Below are 18,456 nucleotides of genomic sequence, written 5' to 3' on the forward strand. Positions count from 1 at the left end.
TGACCCGATCTCGAACCCGATGGGCCGGGACGGATCAGGAGCCGAGCTGACCCAGCAGGCTCACCATCTCGAGGGCGGTGCGCACCGACTCCTCGCCCTTGTTGTCGTCCTCCGCCGAGCGGGCCAGGGCCTGCTCGAGGTTCTCGGTGGTGAGCACCCCGAACACCACGGGCACCCCCGTCTCGAGCTGCACGTCCTGGATGCCCCGGGCGCACTCCCCCGCCACGAAGTCGTAGTGCGAGGTCTCCCCCCGGATGACCGCGCCGAGGCACACCACGGCGTCGACGTGACCGTGCACCACGAGGGCCTTGGCCGCCAGCGGGATCTCGAAGGCGCCGGGCACCCAGACGACGGTGACGTCGGCCTCGGCCACGCCGTGCACGGCGAGGGCGTTCTCGGCGCCCTCGAGGAGGCGTTCGGTGATGTGGTCGTTGAACCGGCCGAGCACCAGCCCGATGCGGACCCCGGACCCGTCGACCTCCCCGGTCACCGCGTTGGCCGAGCGGAAGTTGGTGGACATCAGTCGAGCCCCTCGAGCAGGTGGCCCATCTTCTCGCGCTTGGTGCGCAGGTAGCCGATGTTCTCCGGGTTGGGGATCGACTCGAGCGGCACCCGCTCGACGATGTCGAGGCCGAAGCCCTCGAGGCCGCCGTACTTGGACGGGTTGTTGGTCATGTAGCGCATGGTCGTGATGCCCAGGTCCACCAGGATCTGGGCGCCGATCCCGTACTCTCGGCTGTCGACGGGCAGGCCCAGGGCCTCGTTGGCCTCGACGGTGTCGGCCCCCTCGTCCTGCAGGGAGTAGGCGCGGATCTTGTGGCCGATGCCGATGCCGCGGCCCTCGTGGCCCCGGAGGTACACGACGACGCCGAGGCCCTCCTCGGCGATGCGGGCCATGGCGTGGTCGAGCTGGATCCCGCAGTCGCAGCGCAGCGAACCGAACACGTCGCCGGTGAGGCACTCGGAGTGCACCCGCACCAACACGTTGTCCTCACCCTGCACTGCGCCCTTCACCATGGCGACGTGCTGCTCGCCGTCGAGCAGGGACTCGTAGACGTAGCCGGTGAAGTCGCCCCACTCGGTGGGGATCCGGGCCTCGGCCACCCGCTTCACCAGCTTCTCGTTCTGGCGGCGGTAGCGGATGAGCTCGGCGATGGAGATCAGCAGCAGGTCGTGCTCCTGGCAGAACGCGACCAGGTCCGGGACCCGCGCCATGGTGCCGTCGTCGTTGACGATCTCGCACAGCACACCCGACGGGTACAGCCCGGCCATGCGGGCCAGGTCGACGGCCGCCTCGGTGTGCCCGGCCCGCTTGAGCACACCGCCGGCCGAGTAGCGCAGGGGGAAGATGTGACCGGGTCGAGCGAGGTCACCGGGGCGGGTGGCGGGGTCGATCAGCGCCTTGATGGTCGCCGACCGATCGGCGGCGGAGATGCCCGTGCTGGTGCCGTGGCGGTAGTCGACGCTGTAGGTGAAGGCCGTGCGCTGCGATTCGGTGTTGTCGCGGACCATGAGCGGGATGTCGAGCTCGTCGAGGCGCTCACCGGTGAGCGGCGTGCAGATGACACCCGAGGTGTGGCGCACGAAGAAGGCGATCTTCTCGGGGGTGACGGCCTCCGAGGCCATGATCAGGTCGCCCTCGTTCTCGCGGTCCTCGTCGTCGACGACCACCACGATCTCCCCCCTGCCGATGGCGGCGACCGCCTCGGGGATGGTGGCGAAGTGCTCGGCGTACTCCGAGCGGGCGGGCGGGTTCATCGGGCCTCCTCGGCCGGTTCGTGTGCAGCGGGGCCCTCGATCGGCGGGGTGGCACCGAGGGCGGCGAGCTGGCCCACGAGGAGCCGCTCGGTGTACTTGGCCATGACGTCGACCTCGAGGTTCACCGGGTCTCCGGGGCCCTTGGCCCCGAGGGTGGTGACCGCCGCGGTGTGAGGGATCACGGCGACGGTGAAGCCGTCGTCGAGCACGTCGACCACGGTGAGCGAGATGCCGTCGACCGTGACGGAGCCCTTCTCCACGACGTAGCGCAGCAGGTCCTTCGGGACGCGGATCCGCAGGTCGGGGACGCCTCGCACGACCTCGCCGACGGCGTCGACGTGGCCCTGCACGAGGTGGCCCCCGAGGCGGTCCTGCATGCGAACGGGCCGTTCGAGGTTGACCGGGTCGCCGGGGCCCAGGGCCCCGAGGTTGGTGCGGGCGAAGGTCTCGTCGCTGACGTCGGCCTCCCACCAGCCCTCGCCGGCATCGAACGCCACCACGGTGAGGCAGCACCCGTTCACCGCGGTCGAGGCACCGAGGGTGGCGTCGTCGAGCACGCGCGTGGCGGCGATGCGCAGCCGGGCGCCGTCGCGACGGACGACGGAGCCGAGCTCTTCGACGATGCCGGTGAACATGGGGTCAGGATCCCTTCAGATCGAGGCGCAGATCGTCGCCCACTTGGCGCACCGCCACAAAACGGCCTCGCCACGCGCCGCCCAGCGTCGCCGCCCCGGCGCCGTGGAACAAGCCGAGGCCGTCGTCGCCGCCGAGGAGCGAGGGGGCGAGGTACACGACGTAGCGGTCGACCAGGCCGGCCGCGTGGAAGGCGTGGGCGACGGTGGCGCCGCCCTCGACCAGGAGCTGGAGCACGCCACGGTCCCCGAGCTCGTCGAGGACGTCGCCCAGATCGCCACCGAGCTCGAGGCACGGTTGGAGGGCGGCATCGGCCGGGGCGCGGCCGAGCACGACCCGGAGCGGCTCGGTGTCGTCGAGGCCCCGTTCGTGGGCGGGGAGGCGCACGTTGAGGGCGGGGTCGTCGGTCCGCACGGTCCCGGCGCCCACCAACACCGCATCGCTGTCGGCCCGGAGCCGGTGGGCGTCGAGTCGGGCCTCGGAGCCGGTGATCCACTGGGAGGTGCCGTCGGGCGCCGCGGTGCGTCCGTCGAGGGTGCCGGCCAGCTTGAGCACGACGTGGGGGCGGCCGGTGCGCCGGTGGTGCAGGTACGGCGCCAGCTGCTCGGCGGCCTCGGCGGCCCCGACGCCCACGACCACCTCGATGCCGGCGGCCCGCAGGCGGTCGAACCCCTCGCCGGCGACCCGGGGGTCGGGGTCCTCGAGCGCCACCACGACCCGTGCCACACCGGAGGCCACGACGGCATCGGCGCACGGTGGGGTGGCTCCGTGGTGGGCGCAGGGTTCCAGTGTGACGTAGAGCGTCGCACCGGCCGCCTCGTCGCCGGCGGCCTCGAGGGCCACCACCTCGGCGTGGGGTCCGGTGCGCCCCGCGGTGGCGCCCACGTGACCGCGATGGTGGGGATCACCCGCCGGGACGAGCACCGCGCCGACCCACGGCCGGGGTGCCACCCGTCGCCGGGACGCGGCCGCCACGGCCCGCGCCTGGGCCATGCGGGCCTCGTCGTCGGGAGGGGTTGGGGTCACGGCGTCTCCGTGGAGGGGCAGGGCAGACGGGCCGGGCCGACGTCCGGGACGGAACCCGGTGGTCGTGATGGGCCACGATCGTATCGCCCGCGACCACCCAGTCGGCGCTCGGGATGCGCTCGGGTCACTCGCCGGCCAGCAGGCGCAGGGCGTGGGGGACGACGTCGAGGACCGCCTCGAGGCACTCCACCGCCCCCGACGTGGAACCGGGGGTGTTCAGCACGAGGCAGCGGCCCCGGGTGCCGGCCACACCCCGCGACAGCCGCCCCAGGGGGTTCACGAGGCGCATGGCCTCGGCCAGTCCGGGCGCCTCGCGGTCGAGCACCACCTTGGTGCCCTCCGGGGTGAGGTCGCGGGGGCCGAACCCGGTCCCCCCGGTCGTGACGACCAGGCCCGCGAACCCCTCGGCCAGCTCGACGAGGGCCTCCCCCACCTCCTGGCGCCCGTCGCTGACCACCCGGTGCTCGACGACGGCGAACCCGGCGTCGGTGAGGCGGTCGACGAGGGCCCGCCCCGAACGGTCGTCGCGGACGCCCGCCATCACACCGTCGGACACGGTGAGGACCTTGGCCGCCAGGCCGGTCGCTGGGGTGGTGGACGCCGCGTGCTCGGTCATGACCGCAGTCTGGCGGACACGCGGGGACCGCGGCGCCACGAGCCCGCCCGTGCCGCGGCGTCGGTCACCCCGGGCGCCGCACCCGCAGCAGGTACATCCCGTCGGTGTCGGCCCGATGGGGCAACAGCCGCGCCCCCCGGCCGAGCGGGACCCACGGGTCGCCCGGCGGCGCCAGCACCTCGAGGCCGGGGTGGTGTTCGGCGAGGTGGTCGTCGATCCCCTCGGACTCGGCGTTCGTGAGGGTGCAGACGCTGTAGACGAGCTCCCCACCCGGGCGCACCAGCTGCAGGCTGGCGTCGACCAGGCGCCGCTGGAGGGCGGCGAGGACCTCGACGTCGGACCGCCCGATCCGCCACCGGGCATCGGGCCGCCGGCGCAGCGCGCCCAGTCCCGAGCAGGGGGCGTCCAGCAAGACCTTGTCGAAGCTCGCCGGGCGCAGGGCCGGGGCGGTGCCGTCGGCGACGAGGCACGACAGCGTCGAGGCCGCAGGGCCGAGGCGGGCCGCGTTGGCCGCCACCAGGCCGATGCGGGAGGGGCGGGCGTCGGCCGCCACGACGTGGGCTCCCGTGGCGGCCAGGGCGGTGGCCTTGCCACCAGGAGCGGCGCACACGTCGAGGACCCGCTCGCCGGGGACGGCGGCGACGGCGTCGGCGACCCACTGCGACGCCAGGTCCTGCACGTAGCCATCGGCGCGAGCGGTCACTGGGGCGGCCCGGTTCATGGCCTCCAAGGAGAGGCGGGCCTGCTCGGGCCCCAGGTCGGCCGTGAGCACGTCGACGATCCACTCCGGCTGGCTCCACCGGGTGGCGTCGTCCGGCCAGGTCACCGGAAGACCGGTGGACACTTTGCGCAGCACCGCGTTGAGCAGGCCCTTGAGCTTGCGGGGAGCGGCCTCGACCGTGGCCCCCACTGCCGCGTGCGGCGGCGTGTCGAGGAAGGCCAGCTGGAAGGCGCCGAGGCGTAGCCAGGCCCGAGCGGTGGGATCGATGCGCTCCGGATCGGGGAGGAAGCGGTCGACCAGCCAATCGCACGCCCGCCGCATCCGCGTGGCCCCGTAGACCAGCTCGGTGACGAACGCCCGGTCGCGCCGCTCGAGGGCGCTGCGCTCGAGCATGGGCGGCACGACGAGGTTGGCGTAGGCGCCCCCGTCGGCGATCCGTTCGAGCGCCTCGGCCGCCAGTCGGCGGGCATCGACCCCCGGCGCCGTGGCTCGTGGCGCCGACGGTGCCGACGTCCGACGCGGACGCCCGGCGCCCGATCGCCCCGAGCGGGCGGGACCGCGGCCTGTCACGAGCCCAACCGGTCGCCGGCGACCAGATGGGCCCCGTTGCGCCAGGCCCGGGCGTCCTGGCGGGCCTTGCCCTCGGGCTGCAGCGTGGTGAGCACGAGGGGGTGATCGCCTGTGGCGACCACGACGCCCTCGACGGCGGGCACCGTGAGCACGGTTCCCGGCACCACCGAGTCCGGGGACCCGTCACCGGCGAACTCGTCGCCATCGGCCCGAGAGACGTCGTCGCCGACGTGGGCCGCCCAGACCTTGAGGCGCTTGCCGCGCCAGGTGGTGTGGGCCCCACCGAGGCGCACCAGCGCAGCGATCTCCCGCGCCGACCGGCTCCAGTCGATGCCGTACTCCGCCGGGTCGAGCTTCGCCGCGTAGGTCGGCTCCCCCGCCTGCGGGACGGCCGGCCCGAGACCCTCGCGCAGCCGGCCCACCAGCAGCTCGGTGCCGAGGTCGACCAGGCGCCCCCGGAGGGACTCGAGGGTGTCGTCGGGGGTGATCTCGGTCTCGACCGAGGCGTACACGCCGCCGGTGTCGAGGCCCTCGGCGACCTCCATGAGGCACACGCCCGTGCGTCGGTCCCCGGCCAGCAGGGCCCGCTCGACCGGTGCGGCCCCCCGCCAGCGCGGCAGGAGCGAGAAGTGGATGTTGACCATCGCCAGCACCTCGAGCACGGGGCGGGGGATGATCCGCCCGTAGGCCACCACCACGCCGAGGTCGGCGCCGACCTCGGCGACCCGCGCCAAGTCGTGCTCGACGGCCAGTCCGAGGTCGAGGGCGGCGGCCTTCACCGGGCTGGGGCTGGTGGCGCTCCCTCGCCCCCGGCGCCGATCGGGGCGGGTGACGACCAGGGCGATCTCGAAGCCGGCGGCGTGCAACGCGCGCAGAGGGGGCACCGCCACTTCGGGAGTACCGAGGTAGACGAGACGACGTGGTCGATCGGGCGGCGCGGCGAGGGGCGCCTCGGAGGTGTCGGGCACGCCGGTCAGCGCAGGCGCAGCCCGCCGGCGGCCACGTCCGGCTCCGGCAGCGACGTGATGCCCCGCTCGCGCAGCTCGCGCAGGGCCTTCTTGGCCTCGGCCCGCTGCTCGGGCGTGAGGTGCTCGACCAGCAGCACCCCGTCGAGGTGGTCGAGCTCGTGCTGGAAGACCCGGGCGCCGAAGTCGTCGAGCTCGATCGCCAGCTCGCGCCCGTCGAGGTCGTAGCCCCGCACCAGGATCTCGGCCGGGCGCACGATGTCCCAGCGCAACCCGGGCACCGACAGGCAGCCCTCGGTGATCGCAGCCTCGCCACGTGACTCGACGATCTCGGGGTTCACGACGACGCCGGGGTTGTCGTCCCAGTCGTAGATGAAGAAGCGCTGCTGCACGCCGACCTGGGGGGCGGCCAGACCCGCCCCGACCGCGTCGTACATCGTGTCGAACATGTCGTCGACGAGCTTCACCAGCCGGCCGTCGACCCGGGTGACCTCGGACGCGCGCTGCTTGAGGACGGGATCGCCGATGATGCGGATGTCGTGCGGGGCCACGCCCCCAGGCTATCGGTGCCCGCCTCGGCCGACGCCCCGGGACTCGCCCGGACGAGGGGGCGGGTACCTTCGAGGCGTGAACGAGCGGGCCCCCCACTACTTCGATGCCCAGCCCGCCACGCCGTCGCGGCGTCGCACCGTCGAGCTCCACCTGCCCGACATGTCGCTCTCGCTGACCACCGACGCCGGGGTGTTCTCCGGCGACCGCGTCGATCCCGGGACCCGCCTGCTGCTGCAGCAGGCCCCGCCCCCACCGGCCGAGGGGCATCTGCTCGACCTGGGCTGCGGCTACGGGCCGATGGCGGTGACGCTGGCGCGGCGCTCACCCCGGGCCGAGGTCTGGGCCGTCGACGTCAACGAGCGGGCCGTGGCGTTGTGCCGTGAGAACGCGGCGGCCAACGATGTCCGGGTGCGGGCGGTCACCGTCGACGCCGAGGGATCGCCTCCTGAGGCCGGCCCCACCTTCCCGGCGTTCGATCTCATCTGGTCCAATCCACCGATCCGCATCGGGAAGGTCGCCCTCCACGCCCTGTTGAGGACCTGGCTGACCCGTCTCGCCCCCGACGGGCGGGCCGTGCTCGTCGTGCAACGCCACCTCGGCGCCGACTCGCTGGCCGCCTGGCTGACCGCGCAGGGGTGGCCCACCGAACGCCTCGCGTCCCGCGCCGGCTACCGGCTCTTGTCGGTCACCCCTGGCCCTCCGGCGGTGGCCCCGTGACCCGCACGTACACCAGCACCGAGCTGAAGCGCCTGCACCGGACCTGGCGACGACGCACCGAGGGCAGGGTGTCGCTGATCCTCGACGGCGTCCAGAACCCCTTCAACGTGGGGTCGGTGCTGCGCAGCGCCGCCGCGCTCGGGGTCGACCACATCTGGTTGGCCGGCCACGTCCCCACCCCCAGCGACACCAAGGTGGCCAAGACCGCCCTCGGCTCCCAGCGCTTCGTGCCCTGGAGCGCCACCGACGACCCGCTCGATGCGATCGCCGAGGCGCGACGCGGCGGGTACCGGGTGCTCGGCGTGGAGCTGGCGGTCGGGTCGGTACCGCTGCCCGAGGCGGCGCCGGCCCGCGACGTCTGCCTGGTGGTGGGCCACGAGGACCGGGGCCTGTCCAAGGACGCTCTGGTCGCATGCGACCAACTGGTGTTCATCCCCCAGGTCGGGCGCATCGGGTCGCTCAACGTGGCCACGGCCACCGCGGTGGCCATCTACGAGGTCCGCCGCTGGGAGTGGGCCCCGACCGTCACCGCGGACGAGCCGCCGCCGGCGTAGGGCCGGCCCGCCGTGATCTCCATCGAACCCACCCTCCTGATCGCGGCGGCGCTCGTCCTGGTGGCCGCCCTCGGCTCGAAGCTGGCCGGGCGAGTGGGGTTCCCGGCGCTGTTGCTGTTCCTCGGCCTGGGCATGTTGGCCGGCTCCGACGGCCCCGGCGGGATCGCTTTCGACAACGCCGAGGTGGCCCAGGGCGTCGGGGTGGTGGCCCTGGCCCTCATCTTGTTCGATGGCGGCCTCTCCACTCGCTGGGGCCTCGTCCGACCGGTCCTCGGCCAGGGGCTCACCCTGGCGACCGTGGGCGTGACCGTGAGCGCCACCATCACCGGGGTCGCCGCCGCCTGGGTGCTCGACGTGCCCCTCGAGCTCGGCCTGCTGCTGGGCGCCATCGTGTCGTCGACCGACGCCGCCGCGGTCTTCGCCGTGCTGCGTGGCCGTCGCACCGGTCTGGCCGGGCGGATCCAGCCCACCCTCGAGCTCGAGTCGGGGTCCAACGATCCGATGGCGGTCCTGCTCACCATCACCTTAGTGGAGGTGGTCACCGGCGACGCTCCCGGCCCCCTCGGCCTCGTCGCCGGGATGGCGTTCCAACTCGGGGTGGGGGCGGTCGCCGGGCTCGCCGCCGGTTGGGCCACCCGGACCGTGCTCAACCGCCTCCGACCGGGGGCCGACGGGCTGTACCCCGTGCTCACCCTGGCCATCGCCGTGCTCACCTATGCCGGCACCGTGGTGTTGGGGGGCAGCGGCTTCATCGCGGTCTACCTGGCCGGCCTGTGGATCGGGAACCACGACGTCATCCACCAGGCCACCATCCGGCGATTCCACGAAGCCGTGGCCTGGCTGTGCCAGATCGGGATGTTCCTGCTGCTCGGCCTGCTGGTCTTCCCCTCCGAGCTGCTCGACGTGGCCTGGTCGGCCCTGGCCGTCGCCGCCGTGCTCGTGTTCGTGGCCCGGCCGGTGGCCACCCTCGTGTCGCTGCTGCCCTTCCGGGTCCCGGTCCGACACCAGGGGGTGGTCGCCTGGGTCGGTCTGCGGGGTGCCACCCCCATCGTGCTGGCGACCTTCCCCCTGCTCGAAGGGGTCGAGCAGGCGGACCTCATCTTCAACGTGGTGTTCTTCGTCGTGGTCGTGTCGGTCCTGGTGCAGGGGACCACCATCACCCCGGTGGCTCGGCTGTTCGGCTCGTTGCGCCCGGCTCCACCCGAACCCGACACGCTCCTCGAAGCGGGGCGTCCGCTACCGGACGGCACCACCCTGCGCAACGTGGTCGTCCCGGTGGGCTCGGCGGTCGACGGCTGCGCCCTCGTGGAAGCCGGCCTGCCCCGTGAGGCCCTGGTGGTGGTGATCCAGCGGGGCCATCAACAGCTCGTGCCGACGGGTTCGACCCGCCTGCAGGCCGGGGACCGCCTCCTCGTCCTGACCGACGACGACGCCCTGACTGCGCTACGCGACCGGCTGCGTCCCGACGCCGTGCTCCCCGAGGGGGAGGGGCCGCCCCTCGGCGAAGGCTGACGAGGGCCCGCTCCCCTCACATGCGGAGCGGATCGACCTCGACCCGCAGACGACCAGAGGGTCGGGGCACAGACGCCAGCGCGTCGCAGAGCACCTGGTGGGTGGGTGCCCGCAGCATCCACCGTCCGTCGGCCGGGCCGAGCACCTCGACGCCTGGCGGGGCGCCGAGCGCCTCGACGAACGCCGGGGCCACGGCCCCCGACACCAGGGCCATCGCCGTCACGGGTGGGAAACCGAGCACGTCGCGGCGGGCGGCCTCGGCCTCGACCACCCGGGACGGATCGGCCAGCAGGGCGGCCTTGACCACCTCGTGGTCCGGGAGCCGGGTCTGGATCAACAGCCGACCCGTCCCCGACCGGCCCCCCACGAGGCGGGCGGCGCGGACCACCAGGCCGAGCGCCTCCTCCGCCGCCCGGTAGCGGGGGGCCAGGAGTTCCTGGTCGAGGTCGAGGAAGGCCACCACGTCCACCGCGTCGAGGTGGTGCAGAGCGGCCTCGGTGCCCACCACCACCTCGGCACCGGGACCGGCCGCCCCCGCCTCGTGCTCGGCGGTGAGCTCGGCCACCGGACGCAGGGCGAGCGCCTCGAGCTCCTCGCGGGCCCGGCTCACGCCCACCCGCAGGTTCTTCATGCGCGTGCCACCGCAGCGCAGGCAGACCTGGGGGCGCTGCTCCCCGCAGCGACGGCACACCAGGCCGGTGTCGTCGCCCTGCACCACCGAGGCTCCGCAGCGCTCGCAGGTCGCCAGCTCGTCACATGCCGCGCAGCTCGACAGACCGCTGCGCCCCTTGCGGTTGAGCAGGCACAGCACCCGCGCGTCGCTGCGCAGCACGTCGACCAGGCGCGAGCTGTAGCGAGCCTGGCCCCGAGGGGCGTCACGGGTGTCGACCACCTCGACCCGCGGCCATCCCGCCCGCTCCGCCGATCTCGACGGCGCCAGCAACCGGCCGGACCCGAGCGCCTCCAGCGACGGCGTCGGCGACACCAGCACGCAGGGGACGCCGGCGCGGCGGGCCCGCTCGAGGGCCACGTCGCGGGCGTGCCAGGTGGGCGCCTGCTCCTGTTGGAGCGATTCGTCGTGCTCGTCGAGGACGACCACCGCGGCCGGTTCGGCCAGGGGAGCCCAGGCGGCGGCGCGGGTCCCCAGCACGGTGGACCCCCCGGCCCGGGCCTGCGCCCAGTCGCGGGGCAGCACGGCGGTGGGTACTCCGGCGCGCCGCAGGCGGAGACCGAGGTGGCGCACGGTGGCCAGCGACGGGGCGATCACGAGGGCGGGACCCAGGCCGGCCGCGGCGAGCACCACGGGGAACACGTCGCCGGCCGGGGGCAGCCGCAGCACCGTCACGCCGCCTTGCAGCGCCTCCCCGGCGAGGGCGCCCACGTCGCCGAGGGCCACGGTGCTGGCCGGACCGGCGGATGGCGCCCCGGCCCGGGGCAGTCCCCGCACCGCCCCTTCCGGCGAGGCGGTGCGCAACACGGACACGGGCCGTCCCGCCCACCGCCACGCCGCCCAGTCGGCCAGGTCGAACACCTCCGGGGGCGGTCCCCAGCCCGTGACCTTGGCCAGGTCCTGCAGCACCACCCCGGGCGGGGGTTCGACGTGGTCGGCGACCACCCATCCGCCCACGCGGCGACCGTGCAGCGAGATGCGCACGATGGTGCCGACCCGGACCTCGGCGTCGAGCGCCGGCGGGACCGTGTAGTCGAAGCACTTGTCGACCGCCGGGAGGTCGGGGCGGACCCGCACGACGCGCGAGCGCTCGCCGTCGGGGTGGCTCGGTCGGGCGGACACGGGTGCGGACCGGGGCACGCGGAGCGACCCCGAGCGCCGGCGCGACGAACCGCCGCCGGCGCGAGGCGGGCCGGCGGCGTCCTCGGGAGCGTCCCCGAAGTCGAAGCTGGGTTGGTCGGGGCCCGGCGTGGCCGGTCCCTACAGGCCGAGGGCCGAGGCCAGCTGCTCGACGCGGTCGGTGCGCTCCCAGGTGAAGCCGTCGCCCTCGCGGCCGAAGTGGCCGTAGGCGGCTGTCTGGCGGTACACGGGGCGGCGCAGGTCGAGGTCTCGGGTGATGGCGGCGGGGCGCAGGTCGAACACCTGGCGCACCGCGTCCGCGATCTTCTCGGGATCGACGGTGGCGGTGCCGAACGTCTCCACCATGAGCGACACCGGATGGGCGACGCCGATGGCGTAGGCGACCTGCACCTCGCAGCGCTCAGCGGCCCCGGCGGCGACCACGTTCTTGGCCACCCACCGCGCCGCGTAGGCCGCGGAGCGGTCGACCTTCGACGGGTCCTTGCCCGAGAAGGCGCCCCCTCCGTGGCGGGCCATGCCCCCGTAGGTGTCGACGATGATCTTGCGCCCGGTGAGCCCGGCGTCGCCGACGGGACCGCCGATGACGAACCGCCCCGTGGGGTTGACGAACACCTCGTAGTCGTCGTCGGCGAAGGCCTCGGGGACCACGGGGCGGATGACCTGCTCGATGAGGTCCGGGCGGATGGCGTCGTCGCGGTCGATGCCGTCGTTGTGCTGGGTGGAGATGAGCACGGTGCGCAGCCGCACCGGCCGCCCGTCCTCGTAGTCGAAGGTCACCTGGGTCTTGCCGTCAGGGCGCAGGTAGGGCACTGCTCCGGACTTGCGGACCTCGGCGAGGCGCTCGGCCATGCGGTGCGCCGTGTGGATGGGCAGGGGCATCAAGACGTCGGTGTCGCGGCAGGCGTAGCCGAACATCATCCCCTGGTCGCCGGCGCCCTGCTGGTTCAACAGGTCCTCGCCGGAGGTGCCGGTACGGACCTCTTCGGAGTCGTCGACCCCCTGGGCGATGTCGGGTGACTGCTCGTCGAGGCTGACCATGACCCCGACGGTGTTGCCGTCGTAGCCGTAGGACTCGCGGTTGTAGCCGATCTCGTTGATCGTGGAGCGCACGATCTTGGGGATGTCGACGTAGCCCGAGGTGGTGATCTCACCGGCGACCACGGCCAGCCCGGTGGTCACCATGGTCTCGCACGCCACCCGGCTCATGGGGTCCTGGGCCAGCATCGCATCGAGGATGGCGTCGGAGATCTGGTCGGCGACCTTGTCGGGATGGCCCTCGGTGACGGATTCCGAGGTGAAGGTCCAGCTGGTCACAGGTGCTCCTTGGCGGGCATCGGGCCCGAGGTGGTGGACGGTGGGAACGGCCTCAGCTCGATGTCGCGGTGCGCAGCTCCACCACGGCATCGAGCACGGCTCGAGCCACCGCCCGCTTGTCGGTCAAGGGGACATCTTGGCGCATCCCCCCGGGCCCGAGGAGCACCACCGCGTTGGTGTCGTGCTCGAAGCCCACGCCGGGTGCGCTCACGTCGTTGGCCACGATGAGGTCGAGGTTCTTGCGTTCGAGCTTGGCCCGTGCGTTGTCGAGCAGGTCGCGGGTCTCGGCCGCGAAGCCGACCAGCACCTGGCCGGGCCGCTTGGCCCGACCGAGGTCGACGAGGAAGTCGTGGGTGGGCTCGAGCACGATGTGGGGCGGGCCGTCGGCCGCCAGCTCGTGCTTCTTCAACTTGTGGTCGGCCACCACGACGGGACGGAAGTCGGCGACCGCCGCGGCCATGACCACCACGTCAGCATGGTCGGCCCGGGGCACGACCACGGCTTGCATGTCGGCGGCGCTGGCCACCTCGATCATCTCGACACCGGCCGGCGCAGCACGCTCGACGGTGCTGACGAGGGTGACCCGCGCCCCACGGGCTGCGGCCTCGGCCGCCAGGGCGTAGCCCTGCTTGCCGGACGACCGGTTGGTGATGACCCGCACCGGGTCGATGGCCTCCCGGGTGCCACCGGCCGTGACCAGGACCGACACCCCGGCGAGGTCGTCGGCCCGGCCGTCGGGCGGAGCGTCGGCTCCGTCGAGCACGTGCGCGACGGCGGCCACGATGTCGGCCGGCTCAGCCAGTCGACCGGCGCCGACGTCGCCACCGGCCAGGCGCCCCTCGGTGGGCCACACGACGTGCACCCCGCGCGAGCGCAGCAGCTCGAGGTTGTCCTGCACGGCCGGGTGCTCCCACATCTCGGTGTGCATCGCCGGGCACACGACGACGGGGGCCCGGGTGGCGAGGAGGGTGGCGGTGAGCAGGTCGTCGGAGTAGCCGTGGGCGTAGGCCGACAGCACACGGGCGGTGGCGGGAGCCACCACGACCAGATCGGCGCCCTGGCCGAGCCGCGTGTGGGGGATGGGGCTGTCCTCGTGCCACAGGGAGGTCTGCACCGGCTCGGAGGCCAGCGCCGAGAACGTGGTCTCCCCCACGAAGTGGGTGGCCCCCTCCGTCAGCACGGGCGCCACGTGGGCCCCGGCGTCGACCAGGCGGCGGCACACGTCGATGGCCTTGTAGGCCGCGATCCCCCCGGTGACCCCGAGGACGATCCGGCGCCCGGCGAGGCTCACGGCAACGGTCGGCGGCGCCGGTCGGTGCGGCTCACTCGGCGTCGTCGCCCTCGACCGCCTGATCGGTCTCCACCGCCACGAGCTCGGCCGGGGTGGTGCGCACGGGCACGATCTTGTCGGCGGCGATCTCCTCGAAGGCGATCGACAGCGGCTTGCGCGCCACCGAGGTCACCTGCGGTGGCACGTTGTTGGTGGTGCCGTCGACCAGCTGGCCGAAGTAGGCGTTGATCTGGCGGGCCCGCATGGCCCCCAGCGACACCAGGGTGAACTTGGAGTCGACCTTGGACAGGAGGGTCTCGACGCGAGGGTTGATCATCGAGTCATGGATCTGGGCCACGGGTCTGCACTCTCCGGTGTCGGGGGGGGTTGGTCGGGCGGGATGGAGCCGGGCGATCCTACCAGCTACGTCGGGCTTCGATGAGGTCTCGAACCTCGGCGACGGTGTCGTCGAGGTCGTCGTTGACCACCCGCACCGCGCCGAGCGCCCGGCCCCGCTCGAGCTCCTGTTCGGCCACGGCGACCCGCTCGGCCACCTGGTCGGGCGGGTCGCCCCTCCCCCGCAACCGGTCGGCCTGGACCTGGCGCGACGGCGGCTCCAGCAGGACCACGAGGGCCGCGGGCTCGCGCTCGAGCACCTGCTCGGCGCCCTGGACGTCGATCTCGAGCACGACGTCGTGGTCGTCTCCGGCCTCCGGCCACGGAGTGCCGTAGAGGTTGCCCAGGAAGTCGGCGTGCTCGAGGAAACCGCCGGAGGCGGCGTGGGCCTCGAAGGTGGGCCGGTCGACGAAGGTGTAGGCGTCGGCCGCCTCGCCCGGTCGGGGCGCGCGGGTGGTCCACGACCGCGACAACCACAGTCGAGGGTCTTCGGCCACCAGGCGGGCCACGACGGTGCCCTTGCCGACCCCACCGGGGCCGCACACGACGACGATCACCGGCGTCGGGCCCGACGCCGCGAGGTCAGGACCCGAAGGCGTCCAGCAGGGCCTTGCGCTGCTGGGCGCCCAGGCCGCGGAGGCGCCGGGTGTCGGCGATGCCGATCTCGTCCATCGTGCGTCGGGCGGTGACCTTGCCCACGCCCGGGAGCGACTCGAGCACGGCGAGCACCTTGATGCCCGCGACCATGTCGTCGCGGTCGGCCTCCGCGAGCAGCTCGGGCAGGGTGATCGAGCCCATCTTGAGGCGTTCCTTGAGCTCGGCGCGAGCCCGACGGGCCTCGGCGGCCTTGACGAGCGCAGCTTGGCGCTGCTCGTCCGAGAGGGCGGGAGGGAGCGGCATGATCGCGACCCTACCCCTCGCGCCGGTCGTTCCGGGCCAGACCGGGGACGAGATCCGCGCCGGGCTCGTCCGGGACGCTCAGGAGGCCGGGACGGGACCGACGGCGCCGCCCGGGGCCACGAGCGCGGCGGGGAGCGGGCCCAGCAGTGGGGCTTCGAGCACACCGACGAGGACGTCGGTGAGGTTGGCCTCGAAGGTGTCGTCGTCGAGCTCGACCGGCCGACGGGACTCGAGCTGACGGGCCCGGGACGACATCGCCGCCGTCATCAGCATGATCATCTCGACCACCCGCTCGCGGCGGACCGCCGCCGGCAGCTCGGTGGGCCGGGCCTCGAGCATGGTGAGGATGTCGACGAGGTGAGGCCCGGTGCCCACGGTGTCGGCACGCCAGTCCGAGAAGAGCGGCGACAACCCTGCCACGATGCGCAGGTAGTCGCGCCCTTCCGGAGTGGCCAGGTGGGCGGCGTAGGGAACCACCAGCACGGCGACCAGGTCTCTGGTGGTGCTCCCGTCCGCCAGGCGGGCCCGCAGCTCACCGCGGGCGGCGTCGGTGGGATCGCCGTGACGGGCCAGGATCGCCTCGAGCAGCCCCTCGCGGGACCCGAAGTGGTAGTTGACCGCCGAGACGTTGCGTTGCCCGGCCGCGTCGGTGATCTCGCGCAGCGTGACGCGGTACGGACCGCGTCGGGCGAAGAGCCGCTCGGCCTCGCGCAGGAGGCGTTCCTTGGTGGGAGTGCTGTCGCGGGGCACGGTCGGCGACGTTACCGGGTGCGTCGGTGGGGTCCGAGGGACCCCACCGACGTCCGGGATCAGTTCGGGAGCGGGGCGAGAGCGGAGTCGGGGATGACCGTCGGCCACTCGATGTCGGGCAGCGGCTTGGAGAAGCGGCCGTACTTGGGCTGGGCCTCGGCCCGGTACCGGTCGGTGGAGTGCACCGGATCCTTGTCGAACTCGGGGATCACGTTCTGACCGAAGAGCTCGAGGCACTCGAGGATCTCCTCGTGGTACATGCCTTCGATGGGCAGGCCGAACGCGAGCTGGTCCATGCCCACGTCGCCCCAGGCGGCGATCTGCTCAGCGACCTCGTCGGGGGTGCCGCACAGCATGTGGCCGGCCTCGATGATGCCGTCGAGGAGCTCGTCGCCGTCGATGTTGGGATCCTGGACGATGTCGTGGAGCGACATCGGGGTGCCGGGCCAGGTGATGGCGTCCTGGGACTTGGGCATGGTGTCGTGGTAGAGGTTCACCATCGTCACCAGGTAGCCGCGACCCTTGCGCAGGGCGATCTCACGCGCCTTCTCGCGGGTCTCGCAGCAGATCACCGAGTTGGTGATCATCACGTTGTCGTTCTTGAACTGTCCGATGGGCTCGGTGCAGTTGGCGATGCCCTCCTTGTAGGCCTCGATGCGACCGCGGAGGTTGAAGATGGGCTCGAAGTTGAAGGCGATGGCGCCGATGCCCATCTGGCCCGCCGTGGTGAAGGTGGGCGGGTTGCCGCACGCCACCCAGATCGGCGGGTGCCCCTGGCCGTAGGGCTTGGGCAGCACGTTGTGGGGGTACGGCACCGTGAAGGTCTCGCCCTGGTGCTCGTAGTCCTCGAGCTCCCACATGCGCGGGACCTCGCGGACGACCTCGTTCCACTCGGGCTTGGTGGAGTCCTTGTCGAGGATGTTGAAGGTGGCCATCTCGTGGGAGCCGGCGCCGCGGCCGGTGCCCCACTCGAAGCGGCGCTGGGTGACGTGGTCCATCATCGCCGCCCGCTCCGCGTAGCGCACCGGGTGCTCCTTGCGGGGCGAGAGGCTGTTGATGGCGGTGCCGATGTGGATCCGCTCGGTCTTGGCGGCCAGGTAGCCGATCATCACCTCGGGAGCGGAGAGGTGGCTGTACTCGGTGAGGGCGTGGTGCTCGCCCAGCCACACGTACTTCCAGTTGTGCTTGTCGGCGGCGATCGACAACTCGAGCTCGCGCATGAGCTCGGTGTGCTCGAGCTCGGTGTCGTGGGCGGCGGGACCGGGCGTGTACCCGTTGAGGAAGACTGCGAACTCCATGGATCCTCCGGAGACGAGGGGGCGGACGGTTCTAATGCTGGCGCTTAGAATCCCATAGTGTGCCACATGTCGCAGTCCGCTGCCGAGCGGCCGGCACCGCGCCCGCGGCCTCGCGGCACTCCCCGCCGGTGGGGGCGAGCGTCGTCGACCACGCGCCCCGCCGACACCCTCTCGGACCAGGGGTTGGCTCAGCCCGGTTCCGCGCGGGGCACCTCGACCCGCCGCCGGGAGCCGAAGGCCTGCTCGTCCACCATGGTGCGCAGCTGCGGGATGACCACGTCGAAGGGCATCTTGGCCTCCACGGTGGCCAGCAGGGCCCTGGTGAGCCCCACCATGACCTGCTCCCGGCGGGACGACCACGTGAACCCGTAGAGGCCCCGGTGCTCGGGGCCCATGGCGGCGATCGCCCCCTGGGTCATGAGCCACTTGGTGGCGCGTGTCCCCAGATCGGCTTCGTCCGGCTGCGCCGTCACCATCTCGCGGAACCACACCGCCGGCGCCGAGAGCGCCAGCCGCGGGCCCATGGCTGCCATGGCGGCGTCCACCTCGGCCGCCGAGCCACCCACCCGGTCGGGATCGCAGCCCACCAGCCGGGCCGCCTCGCGCTGCTCCACCACGAACTGGTCGCGCTCGGCCGCGCTCAGGTCGGCGCCGTAGAGGTCCCAGGTGCGCAACAGGGACCAGGTGAGGGCGTTGTGCACCCACACCAACAAGTCGGGGTCGTCGGCGGCCAGCGCCGCCCCGGTGTCGGGGTGCGAGGCAGTGCACCGGGCGTGGATGCGTCGCAGGGCGGCACCGGCCGCGTCGGCGCTGGCGACATCGCCGTAGGTGATGGTCGTGGCGTATTGAGCGGTGCGTTGGGCCCGCAGGTCGGGGTTGGCCCGCACGTTCGAGGACTGGTCGATGACGTACATCACGGGCGGGTACAGCATCTGCACCATCGCTGCGGTCGCCGCCCCGATGCCGGTGGAGGGGTGGGCCATGGCCTTCCACGTGACGCTGTCGGGACCGAACAAGCCGTCGTCGGTGGTGTGGGGCCCGGCATCGACCGAGAGGGGGCGGGTGGTGGACATGCGACTGGCGTCCTTTCGGAG

At 73.2% G+C, this 18,456-nt stretch carries 20 protein-coding genes; 3 read left to right on the top strand and 17 right to left on the bottom strand.

Translation table 11 applies throughout. The annotated features are described in order from the left end of the window. Positions 1 to 34 precede the first annotated feature (34 nt). The 8 genes from ribH to def all read right to left on the bottom strand — a co-directional run bounded on the left by ribH (position 35) and on the right by def (position 6,840). Positions 35 to 520, bottom strand: coding sequence for a 6,7-dimethyl-8-ribityllumazine synthase (gene ribH, locus LUW87_RS04840; RefSeq protein ID WP_232669944.1), 486 nt, complete (start codon positions 518 to 520; stop codon positions 35 to 37). Next, the gene (locus LUW87_RS04845) at positions 520 to 1,758 is read right to left on the bottom strand and encodes a bifunctional 3,4-dihydroxy-2-butanone-4-phosphate synthase/GTP cyclohydrolase II (protein WP_232669945.1); all 1,239 of its coding nucleotides are present in this window, start codon (positions 1,756 to 1,758) and stop codon (positions 520 to 522) included. Before LUW87_RS04845 ends, ribH begins: the two co-directional genes overlap by 1 nt. Further along, the gene (locus tag LUW87_RS04850; RefSeq protein ID WP_232669946.1) at positions 1,755 to 2,393 is read right to left on the bottom strand and encodes a riboflavin synthase; all 639 of its coding nucleotides are present in this window, start codon (positions 2,391 to 2,393) and stop codon (positions 1,755 to 1,757) included. Before LUW87_RS04850 ends, LUW87_RS04845 begins: the two co-directional genes overlap by 4 nt. A gap of 4 nt (positions 2,394 to 2,397) precedes the next feature. Continuing rightward, the gene (gene ribD, locus LUW87_RS04855; RefSeq protein WP_232669947.1) at positions 2,398 to 3,417 is read right to left on the bottom strand and encodes a bifunctional diaminohydroxyphosphoribosylaminopyrimidine deaminase/5-amino-6-(5-phosphoribosylamino)uracil reductase RibD; all 1,020 of its coding nucleotides are present in this window, start codon (positions 3,415 to 3,417) and stop codon (positions 2,398 to 2,400) included. 124 nt (positions 3,418 to 3,541) lie between these two features. Beyond that, complete coding sequence (locus tag LUW87_RS04860) at positions 3,542 to 4,033, bottom strand: MogA/MoaB family molybdenum cofactor biosynthesis protein (protein WP_232669948.1); 492 nt, start codon at positions 4,031 to 4,033, stop codon at positions 3,542 to 3,544. Positions 4,034 to 4,097: 64 nt separating this feature from the next. After that, positions 4,098 to 5,324, bottom strand: coding sequence for a transcription antitermination factor NusB (locus tag LUW87_RS04865; protein ID WP_232669949.1), 1,227 nt, complete (start codon positions 5,322 to 5,324; stop codon positions 4,098 to 4,100). Further along, entirely contained in the window at positions 5,321 to 6,292 is a 972-nt protein-coding gene (locus tag LUW87_RS04870) for a methionyl-tRNA formyltransferase (protein WP_232669950.1), read from the bottom strand. Before LUW87_RS04870 ends, LUW87_RS04865 begins: the two co-directional genes overlap by 4 nt. A 5-nt stretch (positions 6,293 to 6,297) precedes the next feature. After that, positions 6,298 to 6,840 carry a peptide deformylase gene (gene def / locus LUW87_RS04875; protein WP_232669951.1) on the bottom strand — a complete coding sequence of 181 codons (543 nt, stop codon included), beginning with the start codon at positions 6,838 to 6,840 and terminating at the stop codon, positions 6,298 to 6,300. A 76-nt stretch (positions 6,841 to 6,916) separates the two neighbouring features. Between def and LUW87_RS04880 the strand changes: the two genes are divergently transcribed. Genes LUW87_RS04880 through LUW87_RS04890 form a run of 3 tightly spaced genes read left to right on the top strand, consistent with a single transcriptional unit; the run spans position 6,917 to position 9,624 of the window. Next, entirely contained in the window at positions 6,917 to 7,558 is a 642-nt protein-coding gene (locus LUW87_RS04880; RefSeq protein ID WP_232669952.1) for a class I SAM-dependent methyltransferase, read from the top strand. Then, the gene (locus LUW87_RS04885; RefSeq protein ID WP_232669953.1) at positions 7,555 to 8,112 is read left to right on the top strand and encodes a TrmH family RNA methyltransferase; all 558 of its coding nucleotides are present in this window, start codon (positions 7,555 to 7,557) and stop codon (positions 8,110 to 8,112) included. Before LUW87_RS04880 ends, LUW87_RS04885 begins: the two co-directional genes overlap by 4 nt. A 12-nt stretch (positions 8,113 to 8,124) precedes the next feature. Then, a complete protein-coding gene (locus LUW87_RS04890; RefSeq protein WP_232669954.1) occupies positions 8,125 to 9,624 on the top strand; it encodes a potassium/proton antiporter in 1,500 nt (499 codons plus the stop codon). Between the two features lie 16 nt (positions 9,625 to 9,640). Here the strand turns inward: LUW87_RS04890 and LUW87_RS04895 are convergent, their stop codons facing one another. The 9 genes from LUW87_RS04895 to LUW87_RS04935 all read right to left on the bottom strand — a co-directional run bounded on the left by LUW87_RS04895 (position 9,641) and on the right by LUW87_RS04935 (position 18,435). Beyond that, a complete protein-coding gene (locus LUW87_RS04895; RefSeq protein ID WP_232669955.1) occupies positions 9,641 to 11,416 on the bottom strand; it encodes a primosomal protein N' family DNA-binding protein in 1,776 nt (591 codons plus the stop codon). Between the two features lie 138 nt (positions 11,417 to 11,554). Next, complete coding sequence (gene metK, locus LUW87_RS04900) at positions 11,555 to 12,748, bottom strand: methionine adenosyltransferase (RefSeq protein ID WP_232669956.1); 1,194 nt, start codon at positions 12,746 to 12,748, stop codon at positions 11,555 to 11,557. 52 nt (positions 12,749 to 12,800) lie between these two features. Then, complete coding sequence (coaBC, locus tag LUW87_RS04905; protein WP_232669957.1) at positions 12,801 to 14,039, bottom strand: bifunctional phosphopantothenoylcysteine decarboxylase/phosphopantothenate--cysteine ligase CoaBC; 1,239 nt, start codon at positions 14,037 to 14,039, stop codon at positions 12,801 to 12,803. Between the two features lie 31 nt (positions 14,040 to 14,070). Further along, on the bottom strand, positions 14,071 to 14,376 hold the full coding sequence (rpoZ, locus tag LUW87_RS04910) for a DNA-directed RNA polymerase subunit omega (protein ID WP_232669958.1): 306 nt from the start codon (positions 14,374 to 14,376) through the stop codon (positions 14,071 to 14,073). A gap of 58 nt (positions 14,377 to 14,434) precedes the next feature. Then, the gene (locus tag LUW87_RS04915; protein WP_232669959.1) at positions 14,435 to 14,971 is read right to left on the bottom strand and encodes a guanylate kinase; all 537 of its coding nucleotides are present in this window, start codon (positions 14,969 to 14,971) and stop codon (positions 14,435 to 14,437) included. A 25-nt stretch (positions 14,972 to 14,996) separates the two neighbouring features. Further along, positions 14,997 to 15,314 carry an integration host factor, actinobacterial type gene (gene mihF / locus LUW87_RS04920; protein ID WP_232669960.1) on the bottom strand — a complete coding sequence of 106 codons (318 nt, stop codon included), beginning with the start codon at positions 15,312 to 15,314 and terminating at the stop codon, positions 14,997 to 14,999. A gap of 78 nt (positions 15,315 to 15,392) precedes the next feature. Beyond that, positions 15,393 to 16,064, bottom strand: coding sequence for a TetR/AcrR family transcriptional regulator (locus LUW87_RS04925; protein WP_232669961.1), 672 nt, complete (start codon positions 16,062 to 16,064; stop codon positions 15,393 to 15,395). Positions 16,065 to 16,123: 59 nt separating this feature from the next. Beyond that, positions 16,124 to 17,362, bottom strand: coding sequence for an LLM class flavin-dependent oxidoreductase (locus tag LUW87_RS04930; protein ID WP_232669962.1), 1,239 nt, complete (start codon positions 17,360 to 17,362; stop codon positions 16,124 to 16,126). Between the two features lie 188 nt (positions 17,363 to 17,550). Continuing rightward, entirely contained in the window at positions 17,551 to 18,435 is an 885-nt protein-coding gene (locus LUW87_RS04935; protein WP_232669963.1) for an oxygenase MpaB family protein, read from the bottom strand. Positions 18,436 to 18,456 lie beyond the last annotated feature (21 nt).

The organism is Rhabdothermincola salaria (assembly GCF_021246445.1).
Classification (GTDB): Bacteria; Actinomycetota; Acidimicrobiia; order Acidimicrobiales; family Acidimicrobilacustridaceae; genus Rhabdothermincola_A; species Rhabdothermincola_A salaria.